26 protein-coding genes are annotated in these 24,395 nt (G+C 59.6%); 2 read left to right on the forward strand and 24 right to left on the reverse strand.

Annotated features, from left to right (window positions below; translation table 11 throughout):
* Positions 1–58: 58 nt before the first annotated feature.
* The 20 genes from LKE53_09220 to LKE53_09315 all read right to left on the reverse strand — a co-directional run bounded on the left by LKE53_09220 (position 59) and on the right by LKE53_09315 (position 18,666).
* Positions 59–2,089: a beta-galactosidase gene (locus tag LKE53_09220; GenBank protein MCH3972920.1), complete on the reverse strand. Its 2,031-nt coding sequence runs from the start codon at positions 2,087–2,089 to the stop codon at positions 59–61.
* A 182-nt stretch (positions 2,090–2,271) separates the two neighbouring features.
* Positions 2,272–3,531 (reverse strand): GTPase HflX, encoded by a 1,260-nt coding sequence (gene hflX, locus LKE53_09225; GenBank protein ID MCH3972921.1) that lies wholly within the window; start codon positions 3,529–3,531, stop codon positions 2,272–2,274.
* Positions 3,532–3,603: 72 nt separating this feature from the next.
* Positions 3,604–4,047, reverse strand: coding sequence for a hypothetical protein (locus LKE53_09230; protein MCH3972922.1), 444 nt, complete (start codon positions 4,045–4,047; stop codon positions 3,604–3,606).
* An 84-nt stretch (positions 4,048–4,131) separates the two neighbouring features.
* Complete coding sequence (locus LKE53_09235) at positions 4,132–4,704, reverse strand: hypothetical protein (GenBank protein MCH3972923.1); 573 nt, start codon at positions 4,702–4,704, stop codon at positions 4,132–4,134.
* Positions 4,695–5,762, reverse strand: coding sequence for a baseplate J/gp47 family protein (locus LKE53_09240; GenBank protein ID MCH3972924.1), 1,068 nt, complete (start codon positions 5,760–5,762; stop codon positions 4,695–4,697). Before LKE53_09240 ends, LKE53_09235 begins: the two co-directional genes overlap by 10 nt.
* Positions 5,749–6,111 (reverse strand): hypothetical protein, encoded by a 363-nt coding sequence (locus LKE53_09245; GenBank protein MCH3972925.1) that lies wholly within the window; start codon positions 6,109–6,111, stop codon positions 5,749–5,751. The genes LKE53_09240 and LKE53_09245 overlap by 14 nt, the downstream gene beginning before the upstream one ends.
* The gene (locus LKE53_09250) at positions 6,111–6,449 is read right to left on the reverse strand and encodes a hypothetical protein (GenBank protein MCH3972926.1); all 339 of its coding nucleotides are present in this window, start codon (positions 6,447–6,449) and stop codon (positions 6,111–6,113) included. Before LKE53_09250 ends, LKE53_09245 begins: the two co-directional genes overlap by 1 nt.
* Before the next feature lie 16 nt (positions 6,450–6,465).
* Entirely contained in the window at positions 6,466–7,353 is an 888-nt protein-coding gene (locus LKE53_09255; protein MCH3972927.1) for a hypothetical protein, read from the reverse strand.
* Positions 7,350–7,859 (reverse strand): LysM peptidoglycan-binding domain-containing protein, encoded by a 510-nt coding sequence (locus tag LKE53_09260; protein ID MCH3972928.1) that lies wholly within the window; start codon positions 7,857–7,859, stop codon positions 7,350–7,352. The genes LKE53_09255 and LKE53_09260 overlap by 4 nt, the downstream gene beginning before the upstream one ends.
* 93 nt (positions 7,860–7,952) lie before the next feature.
* A complete protein-coding gene (locus LKE53_09265) occupies positions 7,953–8,240 on the reverse strand; it encodes a hypothetical protein (GenBank protein MCH3972929.1) in 288 nt (95 codons plus the stop codon).
* Positions 8,237–8,572: a hypothetical protein gene (locus LKE53_09270; GenBank protein MCH3972930.1), complete on the reverse strand. Its 336-nt coding sequence runs from the start codon at positions 8,570–8,572 to the stop codon at positions 8,237–8,239. Before LKE53_09270 ends, LKE53_09265 begins: the two co-directional genes overlap by 4 nt.
* Before the next feature lie 111 nt (positions 8,573–8,683).
* Entirely contained in the window at positions 8,684–9,691 is a 1,008-nt protein-coding gene (locus tag LKE53_09275; protein MCH3972931.1) for a phage major capsid protein, read from the reverse strand.
* Positions 9,692–9,705: 14 nt separating this feature from the next.
* Positions 9,706–10,035, reverse strand: coding sequence for a hypothetical protein (locus LKE53_09280; GenBank protein ID MCH3972932.1), 330 nt, complete (start codon positions 10,033–10,035; stop codon positions 9,706–9,708).
* Positions 10,036–10,233: 198 nt separating this feature from the next.
* A complete protein-coding gene (locus tag LKE53_09285) occupies positions 10,234–11,103 on the reverse strand; it encodes a hypothetical protein (protein MCH3972933.1) in 870 nt (289 codons plus the stop codon).
* A gap of 4 nt (positions 11,104–11,107) precedes the next feature.
* Entirely contained in the window at positions 11,108–12,256 is a 1,149-nt protein-coding gene (locus LKE53_09290) for a serine/threonine protein phosphatase (protein MCH3972934.1), read from the reverse strand.
* Complete coding sequence (locus tag LKE53_09295; GenBank protein ID MCH3972935.1) at positions 12,253–13,497, reverse strand: PBSX family phage terminase large subunit; 1,245 nt, start codon at positions 13,495–13,497, stop codon at positions 12,253–12,255. Before LKE53_09295 ends, LKE53_09290 begins: the two co-directional genes overlap by 4 nt.
* On the reverse strand, positions 13,487–13,795 hold the full coding sequence (locus LKE53_09300) for a terminase small subunit (GenBank protein MCH3972936.1): 309 nt from the start codon (positions 13,793–13,795) through the stop codon (positions 13,487–13,489). The genes LKE53_09295 and LKE53_09300 overlap by 11 nt, the downstream gene beginning before the upstream one ends.
* Before the next feature lie 179 nt (positions 13,796–13,974).
* Positions 13,975–16,275 (reverse strand): trypsin-like peptidase domain-containing protein, encoded by a 2,301-nt coding sequence (locus LKE53_09305; GenBank protein MCH3972937.1) that lies wholly within the window; start codon positions 16,273–16,275, stop codon positions 13,975–13,977.
* Positions 16,276–16,285: 10 nt separating this feature from the next.
* Positions 16,286–17,929, reverse strand: coding sequence for a HAMP domain-containing histidine kinase (locus tag LKE53_09310; GenBank protein ID MCH3972938.1), 1,644 nt, complete (start codon positions 17,927–17,929; stop codon positions 16,286–16,288).
* 32 nt (positions 17,930–17,961) lie between these two features.
* Positions 17,962–18,666 carry a response regulator transcription factor gene (locus LKE53_09315; protein ID MCH3972939.1) on the reverse strand — a complete coding sequence of 235 codons (705 nt, stop codon included), beginning with the start codon at positions 18,664–18,666 and terminating at the stop codon, positions 17,962–17,964.
* 194 nt (positions 18,667–18,860) lie between these two features.
* On the opposite strand from LKE53_09315, the gene LKE53_09320 reads away from it, so the two are divergent.
* Complete coding sequence (locus LKE53_09320; GenBank protein ID MCH3972940.1) at positions 18,861–19,655, forward strand: DUF6291 domain-containing protein; 795 nt, start codon at positions 18,861–18,863, stop codon at positions 19,653–19,655.
* Positions 19,656–19,774: 119 nt separating this feature from the next.
* On the opposite strand, the gene leuD is transcribed toward LKE53_09320, so the two are convergent.
* Positions 19,775–20,269, reverse strand: coding sequence for a 3-isopropylmalate dehydratase small subunit (gene leuD, locus LKE53_09325; protein MCH3972941.1), 495 nt, complete (start codon positions 20,267–20,269; stop codon positions 19,775–19,777).
* 15 nt (positions 20,270–20,284) lie between these two features.
* Positions 20,285–21,544, reverse strand: a complete 1,260-nt coding sequence (leuC, locus tag LKE53_09330) for a 3-isopropylmalate dehydratase large subunit (GenBank protein ID MCH3972942.1) — start codon at positions 21,542–21,544, stop codon at positions 20,285–20,287.
* Positions 21,545–21,689: 145 nt separating this feature from the next.
* Between leuC and LKE53_09335 the strand changes: the two genes are divergently transcribed.
* On the forward strand, positions 21,690–22,331 hold the full coding sequence (locus LKE53_09335; GenBank protein ID MCH3972943.1) for a Crp/Fnr family transcriptional regulator: 642 nt from the start codon (positions 21,690–21,692) through the stop codon (positions 22,329–22,331).
* Between the two features lie 108 nt (positions 22,332–22,439).
* Here LKE53_09335 and LKE53_09340 read toward each other — a convergent pair whose 3' ends face one another.
* A complete protein-coding gene (locus LKE53_09340) occupies positions 22,440–23,084 on the reverse strand; it encodes a hypothetical protein (protein ID MCH3972944.1) in 645 nt (214 codons plus the stop codon).
* Between the two features lie 267 nt (positions 23,085–23,351).
* On the reverse strand, positions 23,352–24,377 hold the full coding sequence (locus LKE53_09345) for an HAD-IA family hydrolase (GenBank protein ID MCH3972945.1): 1,026 nt from the start codon (positions 24,375–24,377) through the stop codon (positions 23,352–23,354).
* Positions 24,378–24,395 lie beyond the last annotated feature (18 nt).

The following is a 24,395-nucleotide window of genomic DNA, read 5'->3' on the forward strand; positions in this document are numbered from 1 at the left end:
TTGTCTTTTTCTATTCTATTCAATTTGATAAAAAAGAAATGACTTTTTACGCAAATGTTTACTTCCCGGCCGGCTCTGTCAAGACCGCTGTGCCGTAGGGCGCAAGGGAAACCTGCGAAAGGGTCTCGCCGGTCTCAAAGCTGCGGCGGGGCGTGTCCAGTGCAAAGGAAACCGCGGTGTCGGTGCTGTTCTGTACAAACAGAAAGCGCTGGCCGTCTTTTTCGCGGCAGCCGGCGGTCACGCCCTGCGGCAGCTGGGTGGCACCCAGTGCGGGGCGGATGCCGAGCTTTTGGGTCAATTCCCTGTAAAAGTCCTGATAAAAAGCGTCCTCTGCAAGGGCAGCCTGAAAATAGGCGGTGCCTTTGCCGTACGGGTGCACGGTAAGCGCCGGCATGCCCGCGTAAAAGTCCTCGTCGTACACCGACAGCGTCTTGGCGCCTAGGGGCTTCACCAGCTCGCAGATTTCGCGCAGCGCATAGCGCTTGTTGTTCCACGTCATGTGGTTCTGCCGGCCGTCGTACAGGGCATCGGTTTCCTCTGTGCGCAGGCCGTAGACCTCGCTGAGGCCCTCGCCGGGGGTTGCCCCCTCAAAGCACAGGTCGTTTTCGTTGACTAAGCCGCTCCAGTACGTGCCGACCAGCGTGCCGCCCGCCGCGACAAAGCGGCGCAGCTTTTCGGCAATGCCCGCACGGTGCAGGTACAGAATCGGCGCAATCACCAGCCGGTAGCCGGAAAGGTCGTCGTCTTCACAGACGACATCGGCATCAATGCCCAGCCGCCAAAACGCCTGGTAGTGGGCAACCGCGGTGGCGTCGTAGTGCATGGTGCCGTTGTTGCGTGGGCCGCAGGCGGCGTCGACCGCCCAGCGGTTTTCGCGGTCATACAGCACGGCGGCCTGCGGGTGCAGCTCACTGCCGCACAGCGGCGCAAGCTTTTGCAGGCGCTGCCCCACCCCGCTCACCTCGCCAAAGACGCGCGTGTCGTTTTCGCCGTAGTGGTCTACCACGGCGCCGTGGAATTTTTCGGAAGCGCCGCGGCTCTGCCGCCACTGAAAATACTGTACCGAATCCGAGCCGTGCGCCACTGCCTGCAGGGAAGTGAACTCATGCATTCCCGGCGCCCGCAGGGGATTGATCTGCCGCCAGTTCACCCGGCTGGGGGAGCTTTCCATCATCAAATACGGCTTGCGCTGCATGCCGCGTACAAAGTCGTGGGTAAAGGCCGTGTCTATGGCGACTTTGGTGTCGCTTTCGCCGCAGCGCCACGCGGGGTAGTTGTCCCACGAATAAATATCCAACACGTCGCGAAACTTCGTGTAGTCCAGGCCGTTGTACAGGCCGATCAGGTTGGTGGTCACGGGCAGGTCAGACCCGCCGGCACGGATTGCTTTCTTTTCCCATGCGCAAAAGTCCACGGTGCGCGCGGTGACAAAGCGCTTCCAGTCCAAAGAAAGGCCGTGCAGCATCTCTTCGCCGCGCGGGCCGGGGGCCTCTATCTGCTGCCAGTCGGTGTAGGTATGGCTCCAAAAGCTGGCCCACCACTGGCGGTTTAAGTTCTGTAGGGTCTTGTACTTTTCCTGCAGCCACTCGCGAAAAGCCTGCTGGCACAGCGGGCAGTAGCATGCCCCGCCGAATTCATTGGAAATATGCCACATCAGCACCCCGGGGTGCTGACCAAAGGCCCGGGCAAGGCGGGTGTCCATTTCCCACACCAGCCTGCGGTACACGGGGGAAGTATAGCAGTGGTTGTGCCTGCCGCCCATATGGTTGCGGTGCAGGGTCTCGTCTACCCGCAGGACCTCGGGGTACTCGTGCGCCATCCACACCGGGCGGGCGCCGCTTGGGGTGGACAAAACCGTGTAAATGCCATTTTCGTACAGGGTATCGATGACCTGCTTGAGCCACTCAAAGCGGTACACGCCCTCTTGCGGCTCTAAGGTAGACCACGCAAAAATCCCCAGCGAAACACAGTTGACGTGCGCCTGTTTCATCAGGGCAATATCTTTTTTTAAAATCTCCGGCCGGTCAAGCCACTGGTCGGGGTTATAGTCGCCGCCGTGCAGAAAGGCGCGGTGAAGCAGTGTTTCCATATTGTGCGTTCCTCCGTATTTAGACTTCATTGTATGCTATTACCTGCTATTATACCAACCAAAACAGAAAAAAGAAAGCGGGGACGCCGCGATTTGCGTTAAAATTTTACTAACTAATATTGTACACATTTACAGCAGAAAGGCCCGCCACAGGAAATTCCCCGCAGCGGGCTTACTGAAATTTATGTTTTTCCGGCACTGTTTTTCTGTAAAAACGGCTCTACCGCGGGAAAAAGCGCCGGCCCGACAAAGGCCTGCAGCGCGAGTCCCTGGGGGGTATATGCCTCTTGCAGCACGGCGCCCTGCTCACGGATACGCGCGGCAAGGGCGCTTTGGGAAAAGGGCAGCAGCAGCTCTACTTTCTGCACCTGCACCGGCAGCGCCCGCTGCATCTCCTGCAAAAGGCGCGGCAGGCCGGCGCCGGTTTTGGCGCTAATGCGCACCCCCGGGCCTATCTGGGGCATTTCCTGCAGCCCCGGCACCAGGTCGCATTTGTTGAGTACCGGAATCATGGTGCCCCGGCACCCCAGCTCCCCCAAAAGCGTCTTTGCCACCTGCAGGTGGGTCTGTGCCTCGGGACTGGAGGCATCACAGATATTTAAAAGAATGTCGGCCTGCGCCGCCTGCTCCAGCGTAGAGCGAAAGGCCTTAATCAGCTGGTGCGGCAGGCGGCGCACCAGGCCCACGGTGTCAATCAGCATTACCGAAAAGCCGTTTGGCAGGCGCAGCGCCCGCGCGGTTGGGTCCAGGGTAGCAAAGAGGCGGTCCTCAGCCAAAACGCCCGCGTGGGTCAGGGCGTTCATCAGGGTGCTTTTGCCTGCGTTGGTGTACCCCACCAGTGCCGCTGTGACCACGCCGTTTTTCTCGCGGCGGCGGTCGATTTGGCGGCGGCGCTTTTCCACTTCGTCCAGCTGCTGCTGCAGGTAGCGAATGCGCCCGCGGATATGGCGGCGGTCTGTCTCCAGCTTGGTTTCGCCGGGGCCGCGCGTGCCAATACCGCCGCCTAGGCGCGACAGGGCTGTGCCGCGCCCCGCAAGCCGCGGCAAAAGGTAGCTTAACTGGGCCAGCTCTACCTGCAGCTTGCCCTCGCGGGTGCGGGCGCTGCCCGCAAAGATATCTAAAATCAGCATGGTGCGGTCGACCACGCGCACCCCGGTTTTCTCCTCTAGGTTGCGTATCTGCGTCGGGCTGAGCTCGCGGTCAAAGATCAGCAGTTCCACCCCATACTGGCTGCAAAACTGCGCAATCTGCTGCACCATGCCGCTGCCCACACAAGTGGCGGCGTCCGGTGAAGGGCGCTTTTGGGTCATTGCGCCGAAAGGCTCGGCACCTGCGCTGCGCACCAATTCGTACAGCTCTGCCAAAGAGGCTTCTGCGTCGTACGCGCCGGTGTCGCACTCCACCAGCAGCGCCCGCGGCAGTTCCTGACAATTTTCATACATGCTGCTGTTTTCCCCCTCTTTTTGTACATTTCCCGTAAATTCGTCTGTTATCTGCTTATTGTACCCTGTCTGTCAGCGGAATGCAAGGTACCGGTAGGTGCGGCCTTTTTCGTTGAGCTTGCTGTGCACACCGGCGGCGGTGCTGTTCATCACGACAAAGGTACTGCCGTCTATATACACGCCGGCGCCGTAGTCTTCGCCGCTGACCATGGCGGCGTACAGCACCAGGCTGCCGGCCGTATCTTTTTGCAGGGGGCTGTCGTTTTCCGGGTAAAGGAACACCGCCTGCGGCGTAAAGGAAAGCGCTATCACCTGTGTATCCCCGCCGCTGCCGGTATAGTTGCCCATGTCCAGGGGCGTGGGGTCGTCTTTGGTCTTGTGCAGGGTGGTGTCGGCCATGTGCTTGGAAATCAGGTCGTCTGTCAGCTGGTTGTCGCTGACAAAGTCCCCCCGCATCGGGCGGTCATCGGCGCCCCACAGGTTCAGCCCGTGGGCTGTCTTTTTGCTGGATGGCATTCTGTATTACCTCCTTTAGTCTGCCAAGTCTTTTGCAAAACAAAGCTGTAAAAATTATCTATAGAAAAAGCTGCCAAAGCAGCGTTAAAAATAAATTTGTGTGCCGTCCAGGGTGCTCCACGGCAGGGCGCGGGCGTCCAGCTGTGCAAAGGAAAGGCCGGCGCTGTCAAGGGTGGCCCATGCGCTTTCCTGCCCGCGCAGGTCAATCGCGCCCGCCAGCTGCGCGGGCAGCATCTGCCGCAGCATACGCACTAAAAACGCCGTTTGTTCCGGTTCCTTCTGCGCACAAAACAGCACTTGCTGCCCGGCGGGGTCCTCGTACAGCGGGCCATCCAGCCCAAGCGCACGCGCAAGCTGCAAAAAGGCGGCGCGCCCGCAGCGGTGCGCGGCTGTGCCCTGCAGGAAAAGGGCGGTGCCGCGGCAGAGCGTGCCGCCGTCAGCTGTGCCCAGCGCACCGGCCGCCCCGGCCAGCCCCCAGCTTTGGGCGCTGGCTAAAAAGGCCTCGGCCTCACAGGTAAGCAGCGCGTCATAGGCCGCCTGCAACGCATCGGCGCAGGCATCCACTTCGGCACCCGCCAGGCTGCCGCTTTTCTGCAGGTCGTAAAGCCTGAGCGGCAGCATTTTCTGCCGCATACTCAGCTGCGGTTTCATATCCATTCCACTTCCGTTTCCCCTTTTAAGACGGTCAGTGTGTCCGCCGGGACTGCAGGGAACTGTGTGCCCTCTGGCAGCTCCATGTCTGTAACCATGCCGGTCTGCAGCACCGCCGCGCAAAGCCGCGCGGCGCTCATCTTTTCGCCGACCGCCAGCTTTGCAAAGCACTGGGCAGCGGCCGCCTTTACGGCGGCCTGTACGGCGGCATCCTCCTGCCCGGCTGCTTTCTGTACCAGCACCGTAAGCGGGACCGCCTCTGTCTTTGCCGGGTAAACGTGCACGGCGCTGCCCAGCTCGCGCGCTTTTTCGGCGGCGTCCTGCACAGCCTTTACCGCGGCGCTGCCGGCGGGGGCGCCCGCACCCGCAAGCCACAGGGTCACTTCGCCCCTGCCCGGTACGGCGGGCTGTACACAAACGCTCTGCACGCCGGCCTGCCCCAGGGCAAGCTGCCGGTAAAAGGCGGCATTGGCCCCGTTTTGCGGCGCTTTTTGGGCCGCCAGCAAGCGCCCGCGCAGCTCGTCGTCGGTCTCTTGTGCGCGCCCGCCGGAAAAGGCCGCCGGATTGCTGACCGCGGCGACATAGGGGTTTGCGTCCTGCAGTGTGCAGATGGCGCCGGCCAGTACATTGCCGCTTTCCCCGGACTCCACCGCCTGCGCGGCCACCTCGGCTGTTGCGCCGCCGCTCAGGGCAAGTTCTGCCTCCTCTAAGGTCTCGAATACGACCGGATTGGCGCCGGCTGTTTTGCAGCGGGTGCCCGCCGGCACCAAAGCCGTAAAGATGGTGCTCTCCCTTGTTTTGGTAAAGCGGATTTTTCCCACGGCCTTTGCCGCGGCGATCCGCGAAAGCCCCTCTTTAGCGGCCAGCTTCTCCAGTTCTTCGCCCGCGGCGGTCTGGGGCAGCAGCGAGGCTTTGAGCCACTCGATACCGCCCCACAGGCTGTACAGTTCCCCCGCCAGCACCCGAAAGCGCACGCCGGTGTCGCTGTCCTCCGGTGCCGCCGCGCCGGTCTTTTCCGCATAGCTTTTCTGCATCTGCTGTACCAAATCTTCATACAGAATCATCTTCGTACCCGCTTTCTTCCGCTGTCACTAAGACTTCTTTTTCCAAATTCCCCGCGTGCACCCGCACAAAGACCCCCGCCGCGCCAAAGCGCACCGCGGCCGCAAAGGCCCGCGGCAGCAGCGGCGCCAGAGCCTCCTGCGCAAAGCGCATGGCCTGCTGCAGGGCGGCGGGGCTGCCCTGCCGTACCAAATGCAGGCGGCTGCCAAACTGCGGGTTGTACACAAACTGCCCGCGGCGTGCCAAAAGCCTGTTTTGGGCGTGCTGCAAAAGCGCCGCATCGCCGCTCACGCTCTGGGCAAGGCCGTTTGGCGCCAAAAGGTAGTCTCCGTTTTCCAGTTTCTGCTCCATTATGCGCCTCCCTTTGGGGCAAAGCGCTGGCCGTTGATGTACACTTCGCCGCTCTCTTTCAGGTAGATTTCCGCCCCGCCCTGCGACACCAGCCGCAGCTCGCCGGGCGCAAGGTCCGTGCTTTTGGCTGCTGTGCCAAGGCACACGCTGCCGCTGTCGGTCTTTACCAGCACGGCCTCGCTGCCCGCGGGGGCATTCCACTCAATCCCCCACGGGCCGCACAGCTTTGCACTCTCGGCAGAGACCGCTGTCTGCACGCTGCCGCTGCCTGTCGCCGTGCCCATCTGGGCGGCGCTGCGGCTCTGGTTTTCCTGCAGCAGCTGTTCAATAATCCACATGGTGCTTTCCCCCTTTTTACGCTGTCCGCACTCGCAAAAGCAGGCGCGTTGTCTTTCCGCTGCTCATGTCCGCGCGGTACAGTACCTGTGACACCTGTAAAGAAAGGTTTCCCCTCTCTAGGCACAGCACCGCCTCTTGTCCCGGCTCTGCTCTCAGCCAGCCGGCGCACAGCACGGTCCACTGCAGGGCCTGTTTTTCGGCCCGCAGCGCGGCGCTTTTGGGGTTGGCGCTGACACTTCTGCGCAGAATACCGCGCTTTTCCAGCGCGCTGTCTCCGGCGCACTGCACCAAAAAACCATTCTGCATTCCCCAGATTTCCGACCACTTTCGGTACAGCCGGCGGGTGCAGCAAAGCTGCAGATACGCCGTGCCCTGCCCGCCCAAAAGCAGCGGGGCGGTCTTTGCCGGGGTCTGGGCAGACAAGGCACCGTTTTCTTCGCGCAGCGGCACACCCAAGAAGCTTTGACAAAAGCCGTTTATCGCCTGCCACTCGCTTGTACCCGAGGGAATTTCATATTGGCTGTAAAAGGTTTTCTGCTCGCCGGCAATGCCCGCAAAACCGTGCGGGGCGGCGATGCTGCGAAAAAGCTGCCGCAGGCTCGGGCGCGCGTACGTCACCGGCAGGGCCTCGCTGTCTAAAAGCAGGGCGGCGCGGCTGCGTGCCGAAAGTGTGAGCGTGCGCCCGCCCCCGACCGTCTCGCGCAGGGTGTCGGTCACGCCGTCAAACCACACGCCGGCCTCGTCCTGCAGCCGGCAAAAGGCGGCGCCGGGCACCTTTTGCGGCAGGGCAAAGGCCGCTGTCAAGCTGTCGGCCGGGGCGTCCTCGTCTTTCTGCAAAGTCAGGCTGAGTGGCTCTGGCAGCAGAAAATCTTTGGTACAGGAATCATACAGAATACATTTCATAGCACCACCAGCTTCAGCCCGGCGGGCAGCTCATTTGCCCAGCGGATGCGCCCGGGGTTTGCCGCAAAAAGGCTGTCTGCCGTGACCCCGCAGGCCGCGGCGGCGCTCCACAGGCAGTCGCCCGCTTTTGCGGTGTAGGTGCGCTGGGCTTTGGGGGGCTCCACTTCCCAAAAGACAAAGCTGTACGAAACCAAGCCCTGCCGCGGGGCTTTTTCGAGCGTCAGCTTTTCAAACAGTGCCTGCACCGCCGGCCGCCCGGGCAGGGAAAGCGCCCCCGGGCCGCCTTTCTCGTATTCGGCGCACAGCGCCCGCCAATCCGCCGCGGCGTGCGCCCCCGCAAAGGCCCCGCTGCCCGTGATGATTCGCCCGTGCCTGCCCAGCTCCTGCAGGGTGTCGCTGTTTTCGGGGCGTGCCAGTGCTTTCAGGTACTTTTCGTCTGTCATCTGTAAGGTATCGGGTAGACGCGGAAATGTAAAATTCCGGTAGCCCATATAAAAATTCTGCATTTTCTCACTCCTCCCGCGGGGCTCTGGGGTAGCGCAGGCTCTGCTGCTCCAAAGTTTCACTCTGCTGCTCCAGTGGCGTCATCAGCTCGTCCGTCACAGCTTGGCCTCCTCACCCTCTGGCTCCAGCGTCAGCAAGGCAAAGATTTCCTCGCCGCCGAAAAAGCGCCTGCGCCGGTGCAGCACCGTGTACGGCTGCCCCCGGTACAAAACCGTGTCGCCCTCTTTCGGAAAAAAGCCCGCCGCCACCGTGGCGATTCGCCGGGGGTCCGTCTCGTCCTGCGCGCGCAGCGGCCGCAGCACCGCGGGCGCCCGCTGTTCCCCGCACACGGCCTGTGCCCCGGCGCGCTGCAGCATCTGCCGCACAAACTGCGCCCGCGTCATGGCATACTCCGAAAGGCAAAGCCTTCGTCGGCAAGGTACGGCGCCGCCCCCGCCAAAGCCGAGCGCCACAGGGCCTTGGCTGCGCTGCGCGCATCGGGGTCGGCCGCATGCACGTCGCCGGCGGTAAAGCTGCCGGCCGGCTCTAAAAGGCAAAGCTGCCAGTGCACCAGCGCGGCTGCTGCCGCCTCTAAAAGGCTGTCGCCGCCGGGTTTTACGCGGCTTTTTTCCAGCCGCGCGGCTGCCTCCTGGGCCAGCGGCCGGTACGCCTCTGCTTCGCCGCGGTCAAGGCCGTGCAAAAGCTGCACCCGTTTCAGTACATTTTCAATATCCATACAGAATTCCCCTTTCCCTCTGCAAAGAATCTTTTCTGCAAGACCGCCCGCCGCGGTCAAGGCCGTGCAAGGGTGCTTTTCCGCAAACCCACCCACCCGCGGGCCGCTGTTTTATGCTGTATAGGACAGCACTTTTACAGCGCCGCTGAAAATCTTTGTAAAGCCGGCGGTTGTGCTGATAGCTGCGCGCTCCAGCTGCCGGTCAATCAGTTTATCGTACTCGGTCTGTACATCGCCGGCCTGCACCATCTCCAAGGCGCAGGTGCGGTCAATGCCGATAAGCTTCTGGTCGGGCACGTCGGTCACATGCAGAAGCTGCGCGCCCATAGGCGCCACCAGGGTGCCGGTGCCCTGAAAATTCAGCCCGGCCTGTGCGTCGCGCATCTCGGCAAGGCCCAGCACCTTCTGCACTGCGGCGGTGCCGCCCAAAAGGCCGTTCATGCGGTACGGCGAAAGCTTGCCCCACAGGGAAAGCAGGGCGCTGTACGACAGCGCGCCGCCCGCATTGATTTCCTCTGCCTTGTCGGTGCCGTCGTCGCCGCTGAGCAGCACGCTGACCGCGTCGCCCATCTGTGTGCGGGCGATATACGCGCCGATCTGCCGCAGTGTGACGGTAAACAAATCCAAATGCTGAAAGCGCAGGGCCTCATAGCTTGCCACCAGCATTCTGCCGCGCTTGTGCAGGTGTACCAAATGGTCCTGTGTGCGCACGACGGTTTGTGGGATTGCGGCGCCCTCTGCCACGCGCTTCAGGCGTTTTTCGTCCTCCAGCGGTGCGCTGACGATGGTACGGTAGTCCAGCCCCTCCACGTTTGTTACAGTAGCCACCAGGTTTGGCAGCAGGTTTTCCTGCTCCATTCCCTGCCGGACCGCGCGGCAGACATACTCCGGAAAAAGGGCGGCGCTGTCGCCGGTCTGAAAGAACTTTTCGACCCGGTCGCTGCCGGTGCCGTTCACATGAATATCAAAGCGCTTCAGCTGGCGCTGATAGGCGTCCAGATGTTCCAGGGGGGTGCCGCGGTAATTTTCAGAGCTGTCCAAATCCTCCAGCACCTTGGTAAATGATTTTCCGGTGCCGTACATGCCCTTGTCGAGATGCAGATTTTCGTAAAAAGCCATACTGGAATTCCTCCTTACAGAATGATGCCGACAGCGGTGCTGTCGGTATCCACGACCAGGCGCTTTGGGGCGGCGTCTGCCGCGGTGCTTACTTTTCCGTCTTTTGCGGTCAACCCTTGGTAGCCAAAGCCGGGCTTTTCGCCGCTGTAGGGCAGGCGCACATAGCCGGCCAGCTGCACTGCCGCCGCGCCGTCCCTCCACGACAGCACCACCCCGCAAAAGTCACCGTTTGCCGCGGCAACCGTTCCGTTTGCGCTCACCATCACGGGGGCACCCGGGGCAAGCTTCGTTTCACACAAAAAAGTCGCCGCGTTTTCTCCGTATCCATTCATTGCTGTTTCCATGTTTTTTCTCCTTTTTTCCTGTTAGCAGACCTCTGGGGCCTGCACCTGCCTATTGCTTTCCTGCCTTGAGCGCAGGCACACGCGCCGGGCAGGACCTCGCTTTCCTGTTAGCAGACCTCTGGGGCCGGCACCTGCCTATTGCTTTCCTGCCTTGAGCGCAGGCACACGCGCCGGGCAGGACACACCACAATCCAGCTGCTAAATGCGAAACTCATCGTCCTGGGCAGGGGGCGCCTCCGTAGGTGCCAGCTGTAAAGAGAGCGGCAGCCGGCGGTTTGCCTCACGAAAAAGGCTTTTGTGGGCGGCCTGCAGCTCCTCGGGCGAAAGGCCCGCCGCCATTTTGCGCGCCGCCTCGCCCGAAAGCCCCGGGCAGGCAAGCGACAGGGCCTTTGCTGTCTGCTGCCGCAGCGTTTCTTTATAGCGCCGCCCCCATGCAGCGTCATCGGGGCCGCTTTCCGTTTTTTCGGTATAGCTTTTGGTTACACCCGCTTCCCGCTGTGCCGGCACCGCCACGAAACTCCATTCGTATGCGTCCCGCGGGTCACTCAAGACCGTACAGCAGGTTTTTCCGGCGTAGATTTTTCCGTTTTCGTGACCGCAGGGGTGCTCTCGCCGGTCCGCCCCGCAAATGGAGCACACCGCGCTGCCCATGGCGCAGCCCACGCTTACTTCTTTTTTAATGCCGCTGTCAATTTCCACAATAAAGTCGGCGTTGCCCGGCGTGCGCGGCATATAGGCCTTTGCCGTCAGGCGGCTGTACAGTTCGCCGGCGCCTGTCCTGCGGCCGGGGTCGCTTTCGACCTGTGTGTCGTAAATGCGCGCGCTCTGGGTTCTCGCGTCCATGCTGTGATTAAACAGGCCGGTCTTGCCCAAAAACAGCTTTGCCAGCCCCTCTAGTGCCGCTGTCGAAAAGCGCTCGCCGTCGCGGTCGATTTCGTTGTCGCACAGCACCAAGCGAAACGTGTACACTTCCTCTGCCCCAAAGGGGCGCCTGGTGTAGGCGTTAATCTTTTCCAAATCGGCCTTGTCCGGCATCAGGGCGCTTTTCAGTACATATCCGTTTTGCATTCTCTCATTCCTTTCCCAAAAGTTCCTGCCGCAGTTTCTGTGTCTGCACCGTGATAAGCTCGGTCTTTGCGCGGGTCAGCGCCGCTGTGGCAAGCTCGGTGGCGTCCTGCAGGGTCACGTCGTTCCACTCAATGCGAAACGGCACTTCTCCCCGTCCGTTCAGGCGCATCCACAGCCGGCAGATACGCCGGATAACCGGATTCAGCAGTCTGCGGTACGCCTCCAGTTCGCTGGTCAAGATGTCTGCCTGCTGGCTGCTCATGCGCTCGGTGCTGGACCACGACAACCCCAAAAGAAACGGCGGCAGCCCCAGCTTTGCCACAATCTGCTCCAACATCTGGCGCACAGGGACCTCGCTGTCTAAAATCTGGCCGTCCGCGCCGATTGCCTGGATTTTCACATCGCCCACAGCCACAAAGTCGCTCTTGCTGCCGGGGCGCATGGCGCGGCCCCACTCGCGGGCCATCTGGTCGGCGTGCTCGGCGGCAAAGGCGCGGTCGTCCTCGGTAGGGGTGCAGGTCACGGCAAAGTGCACGTTGCCCACGCGCTCCCAGTTGACGCCGATTGTGTGAAAAATATTCACAAGGATTCCACTTACAAAAGGAAGCCCCTGCAGAATACTCTGCCCGCGCGCGCTGCCCGGCAGGGGTTTGAGCGCGGTGTGAAACACCAGTTCGGGGTAGCGCACCGGTACGGTGCGTCCGGCTTCTCTGCGGCAGACCTCGATTTCCAGCGGGGATTTTGCCCGCAGCTCCACGTCGCGCAGAGAGGCATTGTACAGCGCGCGCAGTTCTCCGTTCTGCACGACGGCCTCGCCCACGGCGTTGCCGCAGGTCAAGAGCTCGTCTAAGTAGCTGCACAGGAATTGTGAAGCGCCCGCCCCGGCCGCGCCCACAGGCACGTCCTGCAAAAAGCGCTCCAGCCCGCGCTGTGTTTCCTGGTCGCTGCAGACAATTTGAAAACGCCCAACCAGCCGCACCAGCTTGTCCACTGCCGCGTCAATCAGCGGCACGGCCAGCCGCAGCTTTCGGTACAGTTCCAGTTCGCCGGCCGCGGCCGGCACATAGCGCTCTACCGCAGAAAACGGCAGCTCCTCCCCGCCAGTCTGCACCGCCGCGCAGCCCGCCCGTCTCGATTTTCGTTTGCGTATCATGTTTTGTCCTCCTTTTCCGGCCGGCGCACCGCCGCCGCCGCAAAGCCGCCAGAGGGCGCCAGAATGGTAGAAACAAAGTACCGAATGTCGTCCATGGCGTGGTCGTTTTCCTTGACCGGCGCCTCGCGGGTCTGCTGCCAGCGGTACAGGGAAAACTCGCGCCAGGTGTCGCGGCAGCCGCGGCAGATGCGCACCCTGCCCTCTTTAAGCGCCAGTCCCGTGCGGCGGATTCCCTGCAGCACATCGTTTTTGGCGGGCGCGACCGGGAACTGCCCGTGCCGCCGGATCGTCTCGATAAAGCTTGCGGCAGAGGGATCCGCCACCACGCGGTCAATTTTTTTCCCGCGGCAAAGCTTTTCGAGCGCCCGGTAATGTTCCTCGTCGGTGCGGGGGCCGTTTCTGCGCCCGTCGTAGTAGTATTCCGCCACGCGGTACCAGCAGGCCCCGCTTTTGCCCCACAGCCCAAAGGAACTCGGATTTTGCGTGCCGTAGTCGCAGCTGACCGCGTAGCTGCTGCACGAAAGGGGCACGTCCGCGGCCATTTTTTCGGTCATAAAGGGGTAGATAAGCCCCTCGGCCGCCACCCACCGGCCCAGGATGTACCGCTCGTAAAAGACGCCGGTATACAAATTTTGATACCGCCCGCGCATCTTTTCCGAAAGGCCGGGGTTGTCCTCCATGGTAAAGTGCAGGTACAAAGCATTCTTATCCTCTGTTTTCCGAATCCATTCGGTATAAAACCAGTGCTGCGGCCCCTCTGGGTTACAGTTAAACCAAAAGCGGCTGCCCTCTACGCTGCAGCGTGCCAAGGCTTGCTGCACAAAGTCGCGCGGCATCAGGGCGGCCTCATCAAACAGCACCCCCGCCAGCGTAATCCCCTGAATCAGGGCGGCGCTTGCGGCGTCGCGCCCGCCAAACAGGTAAAAGCGGTTTTGCCGGCCGCCCGCCTTTACGCGCAAAAGGCTCTCGCCGCTTTGAAAGCTGCACGCAAAGCCCGCCGCCGACAAGGCCGGCAGCAGCGTCGTGACCAAGTTTCGCTTTAAAGAGCGCACCGTCTTGCCACACAGCGCAAAGCTTTTGCCGGTAAAGTCCGCCATGGCCCAGCACACAAAGCCAAGCCCCATGCACAGCGTCTTGCCGCTGCGCACCGCCCCGTCGCAAATCAGCGCGTCGCGGCTGCAGTCGGGACTGCCGGGCAGCCACCAGGTCATGGCGCGCATCTGCTTTTCGCTAAACCGCATGTCCGCCGCCGCTTTCCCGTGCGCGGCGCAGGTCCTCAGCAGACTGACTCAGCGCCGTGTACAGCGGCTGCACGCTCTCTTCCCCGCCCAGCTCGGCCAAAAGCTGCGCGGCTTTGAGCCGGTCGGCAAACTTGATTTCCACGCCCTTGTCGCTGCGCTTGAGTTCTGTCACGCACGAAAGGTCGAGCTTTTGCAGCGTCTCGGGTGCCGGCTGACAAAACAGCAGCTCGGCCGCGTCGTTGATTTTCCCGCGCGCAAGCCCGCGGCAGACCCGCAGCGCTTCTTTCCGGGTATCCATTTCCCGCTTCCCTCCTTTTCGGCAGGCACTGCCTGCAACCCACCCGGCTGCTGCGGGTAAAATTCGCTTTTTAAGGCGAATCTTTCATAAAGAATCGAAATTCGTACAAAAAAGCGCAAAAAAACCGCTGCCTGCGTTTTTGCAGACAGCGGAAGTTTGTCATTCGTTTTTACAATTCTTTATTTTCCGGAAGAAGCCGAACTCGACGAAGAGCTCGCCGCGCTCTCGGTTTCGCCGCGGTCCTCCAAAAGGCGGATGCTCTTTGTCAATTTCTGTTTTCGCTTTACGGAGTAAATCTTTACCTGCACTTCATCGCCGGGCTTCTGCTGCGCCAAAAGGGTGAGCAGGCTGTCGGTCGAGGAAACGCTCTTTCCGGCGAACTGGTACAGCACATCGCCCTGCTCGACACCGGCCGCGCGCAGGGGGCTGTCGCTCTCCAGCGAAAGAATGCGCACGCCCTCGGGCAGATGCAGCATTTGCTGTTCCAGCGACGTGACCGCGCGGCAGGTGATGCCCAGGCGGGTGCGCCCGGGCACATAGCCGTTGGTAATCAGCTCATTGATAATGGTCTGGGCCTTGCTCAGAGGAATGGCAAAGCCCATGCCCTCGTACCCGGTAGAGATGATTTTACATGAATTGATACCCACGACCTGCCCATACAGATTGCACAGCGGCCCGCCCGAATTGCCGGGGTTAATCGCGGCGTCGGTCTGGATATAGGTCATACCGTTTCCGCTGTGGCCTGCGATTTCGCGGTCAAGTGCAGAGACATAGCCGCCGGTCAAGCTGTTGCTGTAGTCCATGCCGCTGGGGTTGCCGATGGCAAGCACCTGCTCGCCCACTTTCAGCTCGCTCTCGGTGCCAAATTCTGCCGCGGTAAGCCCGGAAGCAGAAATTTTCAGTACGGCAAGGTCACTTACTTTATCGTACCCCAAAATGCGTGCAGAATACTGTTTTTTGCCGCCGGGGATTGCCACGGTCACCTTGCTCTTGCCGTTGTAGCCGATGACGTGCGCGTTGGTCAAAATAACGCCGTCGCTGCTGGCGATAATGCCGGTGCCCTGGCTTTCGTCGTCGGTGCTGCCGTCCTGCGGCACTTTTGCCAGCACGCCAACCACGCTTGGGCTCACTTTGCTGAAGACCTGCTCGGCAGTCAGGGGCTTGCCGCTCTTTTTGCGGATAGAAATCGTGCTCTTGGTTGCCTCGCCGCCGTTTTGGATTGTCTCTACCTGCGAAGAAGAGGAAGAGCTGGGCTGCTCACTCCCGCCGCCCGGCTGAGAAGAGGTCGAGGGCAGCGAAGAAGAGGAGCGGGCGGTCGTTCCGCTGTGCCCGGAAGAAATAGAAACCGCAAACAGCGCCACAAAGACCGCCAGTAAAATGACAAGTAAAAAAATGAGAATGCGCGTGCCGCGGTTCATCGGCCCGCGGCCTTTTTTCGGCCCAGACCGGCTCGGTCCGCAGGGCGGCTGTCCGTAGCCATAGCCGTTTGGTCCATACCCGTTTGGTCCATAGCCATTCGGTCCATAGCCGTTCGGTCCATAGCCGTTCGGTCCATAGCCATTCGGTCCATAGCCATTCGGTCCATAGCCATTTGGTCCATAGCCGTTCGGTCCATAGCCGTTCGGTCCATAGCCGTTCGGTCCATAGCCGTTCGGTCCATAGCCGTTCGGCCCATAGCCGTTCGGCCCATAGCCGTTCGGCCCATAGCCATTCGGTCCGCAGCCACTGCCTGCGCCGGGGCCGTAAGAATACCCCGCCGGATTTTGGTAGGTTTCCGGATTCTCTGCGTTTGGCGCACCGTCTGCCGGATTCCCCGTGTTTGGTCCGCAGCCACTGCCTGCGCCGGGGCCGTAAGAATACCCCGCCGGATTTTGGTAGGTCTCCGGATTCTCTGCGTTTGGCGCACTGTCTGCCGGATTCCCCGTGTTTGGTCCGCAGCCACTGCCTGCGCCGGGGCCGTAAGAATACCCCGCCGGATTTTGGTAGGTCTCCGGATTCTCTGCGTTTGGCGCACCGTCTGCTGGATTCCCCGTGTTTGGTCCGCAGCCACTGCCTGCGCCGGGGCCGTAAGAATACCCCGCCGGATTTTGGTAGGTCTCCGGATTCTCTGCGTTTGGCGCACCGTCTGCCGGATTCCCCGTGTTTGGTCCGCAGCCACTGCCTGCGCCGGGGCCGTAAGAATACCCCGCCGGATTTTGGTAGGTCTCCGGATTCTCTGCGTTTGGCGCACTGTCTGCCGGATTCCCCGTGTTTGGTCCGCAGCCACTGCCTGCGCCGGGGCCGTAAGAATACCCCGCCGGATTTTGGTAGGTCTCCGGATTCTCTGCGTTTGGCGCACTGTCTGCCGGATTCCCCGTGTTTGGTCCGCATTCATTGCCTTCTGTATACTGTATATTCTGCATCGTTTCGTCCGGTGTGCCGGGATTCCAGCTTTCCGGGCGCTGTGGGCTGTCCTGCTGTGGGCGTTTGTTTTCTTCCATATTCACCCTCCTAAGACCGGGGTCCGTTCCGCTTTTTTCCGTTATGCTTCTTCGGTTTTGCGGGCGCGGCAGCTTTTGGTGTGCCTGCGCCGTCTTTCCCCTTTGCCTTAGGGGCAGCTTTCTCTTTTCCCGGCTCCACTTTGGGGTGCAGCGGCTGCACGACCTGTGCGCGCACCGTGGTGGTGGGCAGATTTTCGTCCACGGCGTGCGAAATCTCTTTTGGCAGCCAGAAAGAAAACTCGCTGTACCGGCCCAGCTCGGAATTCACGGTAATCTCGCCGCCGTGCTGCTGCACAATGGTGCGCACGATATACAGCCCCAGGCCCATGCCGGTCTTATCTTTGCTGCGGGACTTATCTGTTTTATAGAAGCGGCCGAAAATCTGGTTGAGCTCCTCGGGGGCAATGCCGTCGCCGCTGTTGCGGATGGTCACGGTGGTGCGGGTCGGCTCTTCCCCGACCATAACCCGGATATAGCCGCCCTCGTTTGTAAACTTCACGGCATTTTCTACTAAATTATAAATAACCTGATGAATCATGTCGGGGTCGCCGTCTACAAAGACGGGGTGGGTATCTTCCAGCCCCTCTACCTGTATCTTCTTTACGCTGATGGGCTTTTCAAAGCTGAGCATCGTCGTTAGCACGGTTTCGGTAATATCAAAGCGCGCGGGGCGCAGCTTCAGCTCGCCGCTGTCAATGCGGGAAAGGTCTAGCATCGTGCGCACCAGCCGCGACAGGCGCTTGACCTCCTGCGAAACGATCTGCAAATAGTGGCTCTGCTTTTCGGGCGGGATTGTACCGTCCAAAATGCCGTCGATAAAGCCCGCAATGGTTGTCATGGGGGTTTTCAGCTCATGTGAAACGTTGGCGATAAAGCTGCGGCGGGTATACTCGCTGTTTGCCAGGGACTCTGCCATGTTGTTAAAGGCCGCGGCCAGCTCGCCGATCTCGTCGCTGCTCGTGACGGGCACGCGCTTGGAAAAGCTGCCTTCGCCAAAGCTGCGGGCGGCGTCTGCCATGCTGCGCAGCGGGCGCACCATGTTGTAGGAAAACACCCACACCATACAGAAGCCTACCGCAAAGGCCGCACAGGCCGCAAACAGAAACATGCGGAAAATGTCCTTGCGGTTGTCCGTCAGGCTGCCCACGGCCACGCTGGCAAAGACCGCGCCAATGGTCTGCTGCCCGCTCGAAAGCGTGGCCTTTACCGGCACGCCCACCACGTAGTAGGGGGCCTCGTAAATGCCGCCAAGCAGCGTTTTGTCGTCATAGCTGCCGGCAAGCGCCTTTTGTATAGTGTCTTTGGGCACCTGGCGGTTCAGGTGCACAACGCCGTCTGTGCCCTGCCCGCAGATTAAGATTTTGCCCTGTTTGTCCGTAATTAAAATATCGCTTGAGTTGATGCGGCATACCGTGGGCAGAAACTGCTCCAGCGCCTCGCGGTCAATCTGCACGCTGCCGCTGCTGTCGGCGGCGGCGCCGCGCGCCACTACCTGTGAAACGCTCGTGGCGTTTTTGCTCAGGGCGGCGCGCTTCTCGTGTTTCCAGTTGCTGCTAAAAAACAGCAGCATCACTAAGCCCAAAATGGCAAAGCTCACCAAGATGGTCAAAAGCGTCATACGCAGATATTTTTTAAACAGGGATTTATGTTTCATTTTATTGCCCAAAGCACTCACTCATTCTCTTTTCAGGTTTTGTCCGCGTCGTCTTTTACTTCAAATTTATACCCAACGCCCCACACGGTTTTCAGTGACCACTGGTCCGACACGCCCTCTAGTTTTTCACGCAGGCGCTTGACGTGCACGTCCACGGTGCGGCTGTCGCCGTAGTAGTCAAAGCCCCACACCTCGTCCAGCAGCTGGTCGCGGGTAAAGACGCGGTTTGGGTTGCTTGCCAGGTGGTAAATCAGCTCCATTTCCTTTGGCGGGGTGTCTATCACCTTTCCGTTTACCTTCAGTTCGTAGTTTGTCAGGTTAATCGAAAGTTTATCGTAGTGCACTTCTTTTACGGCCTGGGTGTTGCTTTTGCCCATGCGCCGCAGCACCGCCTTTATGCGCGCAACCACTTCTTTTGCCTCAAAGGGCTTTACTACGTAGTCATCGGCGCCAAGCTCCAGCCCAAGCACCTTGTCAAAGGTCTCGCCTTTTGCCGTCAGCATAATAATGGGGCACTGGCTTTTTTTGCGGATTTCCCGGCAGACCTGCCAGCCGTCCAGCTCTGGCAGCATAATGTCCAGCATCACGAGGTCGGGGTTTTGTTCGTCAAAAAGCTTGAGTGCCTGCCGGCCGTCGTTTGCAATAACGACCTCAAACCCTTCCTTTTCAATATACAGCCGCAGCAGTTCACAGATATTCTGGTCGTCGTCTACCACCAGAATTTTTCCTTGCGCCATGTTATGACCCTCCTTTTCGATAGGTACATATATCATATTATAAAAGTAACAAATTTGCAAATGATGAATATTCTATGAAATTCCACATTTCAAGCGATATATTCGCTGTAAACGGCGAAGGAATCCCTCTTTTGAGCGGTAAAGAAACGGATATTTTCGCAGAAAGGGGAATTTTTGTGGCACAAAAGGAATCAATGATTTTTTATTATGATTGGATAGACTACTTAGAAATGCTGGGGCAGCCGGCCCTGGCGCTCTCTGTGCTGCAGGCGGTGGTGCGCTTTGCGCAAACCGGCGAAGCCGGGCATTTTGAGCAGCCCGCCGCAGAAATTGTCTTTCAGATGATGAGCAAGCAGACCGGGCGCGACGCCGAAAAGTACCGCCGCATCTGCAAAAAGCGCAGCGACTCTGCCCGCAAAAGCCACCAAAAGCTGCCGCCCGCTGCTTTTGCTGCACCTGCAGCTGACCCTGTACCTGAATCTGACCCTGTACCTAAATCTGACCCTGTACCTAAATCTGACCCTGTACCCGAATCTGTACCCGAATCTGTACCCGAATCTGTACCCGAATCTGACCCTCAGGCAGGCCCCGTGCAGGCGGGGCCAAGCTCCGGCGGGGCACAAAAGACCGCGCCGCTCTCCGCATACCGTGAGGCATTTTTACGGGCCTGTCCGTCGTTTCCGCAGCCGGCGAATACAAAGGAATGGAGCGCCGCCCGCAAGAAGCGCCTTTTAGAAAAGAAGCTGACGCCCGACAAAATGGAGGCGGTTTTTCGCCGTGCCGAGGCGTCGGACTTTCTTTCCGGCAGAAGCGGCAAATGGAGCGGCTGCTCACTCGACTGGCTGTTGTCCCCGCAAAATTGGCAGAAGCTTTTAGAGGGCAACTACGACAACCGCCGCCCCGTGCCTGCAGATAAGGACAAGCCCTCTTTTGACCTTGACGCTTACGAGCGCGACTCGCTGGCTTTTTGGCAGCGGCCCGCTTTCTGAAAAAGCGGCCGAACGCAGGGTAAGACAGCCAAATCCGTGGTTTTTCTTTGCCTTCTTTCTTTTTCCCTAAAAAGAAAGAAGGGGGGCCGCCAAAAGGCAGCCCCCGCAGCGCTCTGCGCTTATTCTTTTTTTCTGTTTTGCAGGCTGTTGAGCAGGCCGCCCGCATCGATAATGCTCTGAATGAACGGCGGAAACGGCTCGGCCTGAAACGATGCGCCGGTGGTCAGGTCCTTGATGACGCCGGTGGCAAAGTCAGCCTGCACTTCGTCGCCGTTTTGAATCGCCTTGGCCGCCGCCTCACACTCCAGAATCGGCAGGCCGATGTTGATAGAGTTACGGTAAAAAATACGCGCAAACGTGCTCGCAATCACGCACGAAACGCCGCTCGCCTGTATCGCGATGGGCGCGTGCTCGCGTGAAGAACCACAGCCAAAGTTTTTGTCGGCCACAATGATGTCGCCGGGCTGCACCGTCTTGACAAATTCTTTATCAATATCTTCCATGCAGTGCTGCGCCAGTTCCTCTTTCGAGGAAGTGTTCAGATACCGCGCAGGAATAATCACGTCGGTGTCGACGTTGTTTCCATATTTGTGTACTTTTCCTTTTACAATCATGTCTGCAGCCTCCTTTTACAGCTTTGCCGGGTCGGTCAGCACGCCGGTAATGGCGCTCGCCGCCGCCACAGCCGGGCTCGCCAGATAAACTTCGCTCTCCACATGGCCCATGCGGCCGACAAAGTTGCGGTTGGTGGTAGAGACCGCGCGCTCGCCCTTGCCCAAAATGCCCATGTAGCCACCCAGGCACGGCCCGCAGGTCGGTGTGCTGACCACGGCCCCCGCCTCGATAAAGGTCTCGATCAGGCCCTCGCGGATGCACTGCAGGTAAATCTTTTGTGTAGCCGGAATGACAATACAGCGAACACCATCGGCCACTTTGCGGCCCTTTAAAAGCGCCGCCGCAGCGCGCATGTCCTCCATGCGGCCGTTGGTGCACGAGCCGATGACCGCCTGGTCAATTTTTACGCCGGCCGCCTCGTCAATGGTGCGGGTGTTGTCCGGCAGGTGCGGAAAGCTGACCGTTGGCCGCAGCGTGGAAAGGTCGATTTCGACCGTGCGCTCGTACACGGCGTCGGGGTCTGCCTGATAAATTTTAATTTCGCGCCCAAAGCGCCCTTTTTCGTACGCCAGGGTCTTGTCATCTACCGGAAAAATGCCGTTTTTCGCGCCGGCCTCAATGGCCATGTTGGCCATACACAGGCGGTCTTCAATAGAGAGCGCCGACACGCCCTCGCCGGTAAACTCCAGCGATTTGTACAGCGCGCCGTCTACCCCGATAGTACCAATCAAGTGCAGAATGACGTCTTTACCACAGACAAAGCCGGTGGGTTTTCCTTTCAGTACGACCTTGATCGCCGCGGGCACTTTAAACCATGCCTTACCCGAAATCATGCCGGCGGCCATGTCGGTGCTGCCCACACCGGTAGAAAACGCGCCCAGCGCGCCATAGGTGCAGGTGTGGCTGTCCGCGCCGATAATGCAGTCGCCCGGGCCGACAAGGCCCTGCTCTGGCAGCAGGGCGTGCTCGATGCCCATTCTGCCCACGTCAAAGAAATTCTTGATATCGTACTTCCCAGCAAAGCCGCGGGTACGGCGGCACTGCTCGGCAGCCTTGATATCCTTATTCGGTACAAAATGGTCCAGCACCAATGCGATGCGTTTGTTGTCAAAGACGCTGTCAGCCCCACAGCCCTCAAACGCATTGATGGCGACCGGGCTGGTGATATCGTTGCCCAGCACCAGGTCCAGATTTGCCTCAATCAGCTGGCCGGGTTTCACGCTGTCAAGCCCGGCGTGCGCCGCCAAGATCTTTTGTGTCATGGTCATTCCCATACAAAATGCCTCCTTACCGAAATGCTTTTCCTGATTATCGCACAATTCGTTTACAAAGAATGTAAAGCGTGTTACAATTTAATGAAAGAATCCCCCGCGGCGCAAAGCCGCACAAACAGGAAACAAACGAAACGAGGTCTTCGCCATGAAATCAAACAGCCTGCATTTTTCCGCACCGGCGGCGGGGTGGTCCGTGCTGGCCAAAGGGCAGCCGCTGCGCACCGTACCGCGTGGGCGTATCATCTACCTGCAGGGGGAGGCCGGCCGCCGCTTCTACTATCTGCAAAAAGGGCGGGTGCGCATCTTTCTCATCTCTGACGAGGGCAGCGAAAAGACCGTGACCGAGCGCGAGCCGGGCAGCATTTTTGGCGAAGCCGCTTTCTTAGACGGCGAGCCGCGCACCACCTGCGCGCGCACCCTCACCGAATGCCAGCTGGCGGTGATTGGGCAGGAAGAGCTGACCGCCCTGTTTCAGCGCGAGCCTGCCTTTGCGCTGCAAATGCTGCAAACCCTGGCAAAGACCGTGCGTATGCTTTCGCAGGAGCTGGACACCATTTCCTTTCTGCCGGCAGACCGGCGCCTGGCCGAGACGCTGCTGGCGCTTGCGTCGCCCGCGGGCAGCGTGGCGAGCTCACAGGAAGACCTGGGCGCCCTTGCGGGGGTCACGCGCATTACAGTAAACCGCGTGCTGCACAGCTTTGCCCAAAAGGGCTGGGTCCGCCTAGGCTACCGCAGCGTGCAGCTGCTGGACCGCGCCGCGCTGGCTGCTTTTTCCCAAAGCGGCTGATGTATCGCTTTTTGTGTACAATCTATTTTATAAATCTTTTTTTACAAAGAATGCAAATACAGAAACGGGGCCCGCGCCGGCCGATTTGGCCGCGGAAAGCCCCGCTTTTTATTTGGCAGCCGCTGTCAGCTTCTGAAAAATCTGATAACTTTTGTCCCAATAGGTTTTATGTGTTTCGTACTTTTTATCGCCGCTTTTTTGCAGCAGGCGCATATTTGCCGTTAAGGTTGTGTTCTTTTGCAGCTGCATCGCCTTTGGCACCGTCATTTTGGCGTGTGAGGTATCCCAGCCGCCCTGCTCCTGAATGTAATTGTAGCCCGTGGTGTCACAGAAAAAGAGCATGTCGCTGTAGTCGCTGAAGTCGCCCATTAGGCGGGTTTCGTTTGCCGCGGCCACCTGCTGATTGGTGTCCGCCATCCCCACGGCGTAGTTGCTCACCTCAATCACGACCTTGCCGTCGCCGTTTTTGTCATCTGCGTACTTTGCAAGCGTAGTCTGCATCGTATTGATGGTTTCCTGGTCTACCTGATATTTTGTAATCAGGCCGATCTGATAATCCGGCTTTGTCTTGCCGAACAAGTCATACAGGAACAGTGACGCCAAAAGAATGGCGGCAATGGCAATCAGCACATGCCATTTGTGATAATACCAGAAATTGGCCCGCTTGTCCTTTGGGGTTTGTGGGTCCCGCTTCAAGTCTTCGCTGTGAATGGTCTCTTCCCCCTGGTGCAGCAGGTACTGTTCGCGCGCCATGGTACTCCCCCTTTTTCCGCTTTATAAAACGTGCATTCATTATAGCATACCAAAAAAGTGGTGTCTATCTGTAAAATGTGAACATTCATGCACAATTTTCCCCCGGCGGGGGTGCGCTTTCGCCGCTTTTTTGGGGGGGCGCTCCTGCGCAGCGCTTTTTCCGGCGTGTCAAACTATCTGCTGTCATCTTCATTCTGTATTTTTCCTGCAGAAAACACAAAAAGGCCCGCAGCCTGTTTTTTAGCCGCGAACCTTTTTGTGTTTTTCTCATTCTTCGTACAGTTCAATTTTCAGGCCGTCCGGGTCATATAGGAAAGCATACTGCTTGCCGGTGGCGCGGTCGAGCTTTGGTCCCTCTGTTTTGCAGCCGCCCGCCCGCATTGTCTTGAGCAGGCACGGCAGGTCCCGCACTAAAAAGGAAACATGCTCAAGCCCCGCGGGGGCCGGCTGGTCGGGCACGAAAAGCTCCAGCACATAGCGCCCGTTCAGGGCAAGCTCCAGCTTTTTTGCGTGCCGATTTTCCGAGTAAGAGGTGCGCATCACCTCCAGTCCCAGGCCCTTTGTGTAAAACGCCAGTGCGGCGGCCTCTTCTTTTGCGACCACGCACACATGGTGAAAGGCCGTAAGGCCAGAGTCGGCTCTGCGGTCCTGTTTTAAGTACGGAATGACTGCTGAAAGTGTCTCTGCGACCAAGTTGGCTTTCTCTGCGATCTGCGGGGCAGGCACGACCATGTCTGGCACGCAGATACACGCAGTGCCCGCGGCGTGCGCCGCCAAGACGCCCCACTCCGAGTCCTCCAGCACCAGCGCCTGCCGCGGGGGCGTGCCCGCTTTGCGGCAGGCGGTCAAAAAGATTTCGGGGTTGGGCTTGCCCGCCTTGATTTCGTCCCCGCACACGGAATCATCAAAGTACCCGCCAAGCCCTGTCATGGCAAGGATCCCGTTTACCCGCTGCCGGTCACTAGAGGTGGCCAGCACCGCTTTGTACCCTGCACTGCTAATATACGTCAAAAGTTCCAGCAGGCCGGGCTTTAGGGGGACGCCCTCGGTGAGAAAGCGCGTTTCCAGCAGGCCGAAAACCTCGGCAACGACCGCGTCAGTCGGAAACGCCGGCCCAAAATGTGCGGGCAGCTCGCGGCGGATAAGCGCCATGTTGTGCCCGATAAGGGTTTTGTAATACGACAGCTCCATGTTGTAGCCGCGCCGGCCGCAGGCCTTCGTGTACGCCTCATAGGTACAGCGCTCTGAGTCAATCATAAGGCCGTCCATATCGAAAATAATTGTTTTGATCATTGCAGGCTCCTGCCTTTG

The organism is Oscillospiraceae bacterium (assembly GCA_022483045.1).
Taxonomy (GTDB): Bacteria; Bacillota; Clostridia; order Oscillospirales; family Acutalibacteraceae; genus Caproicibacterium.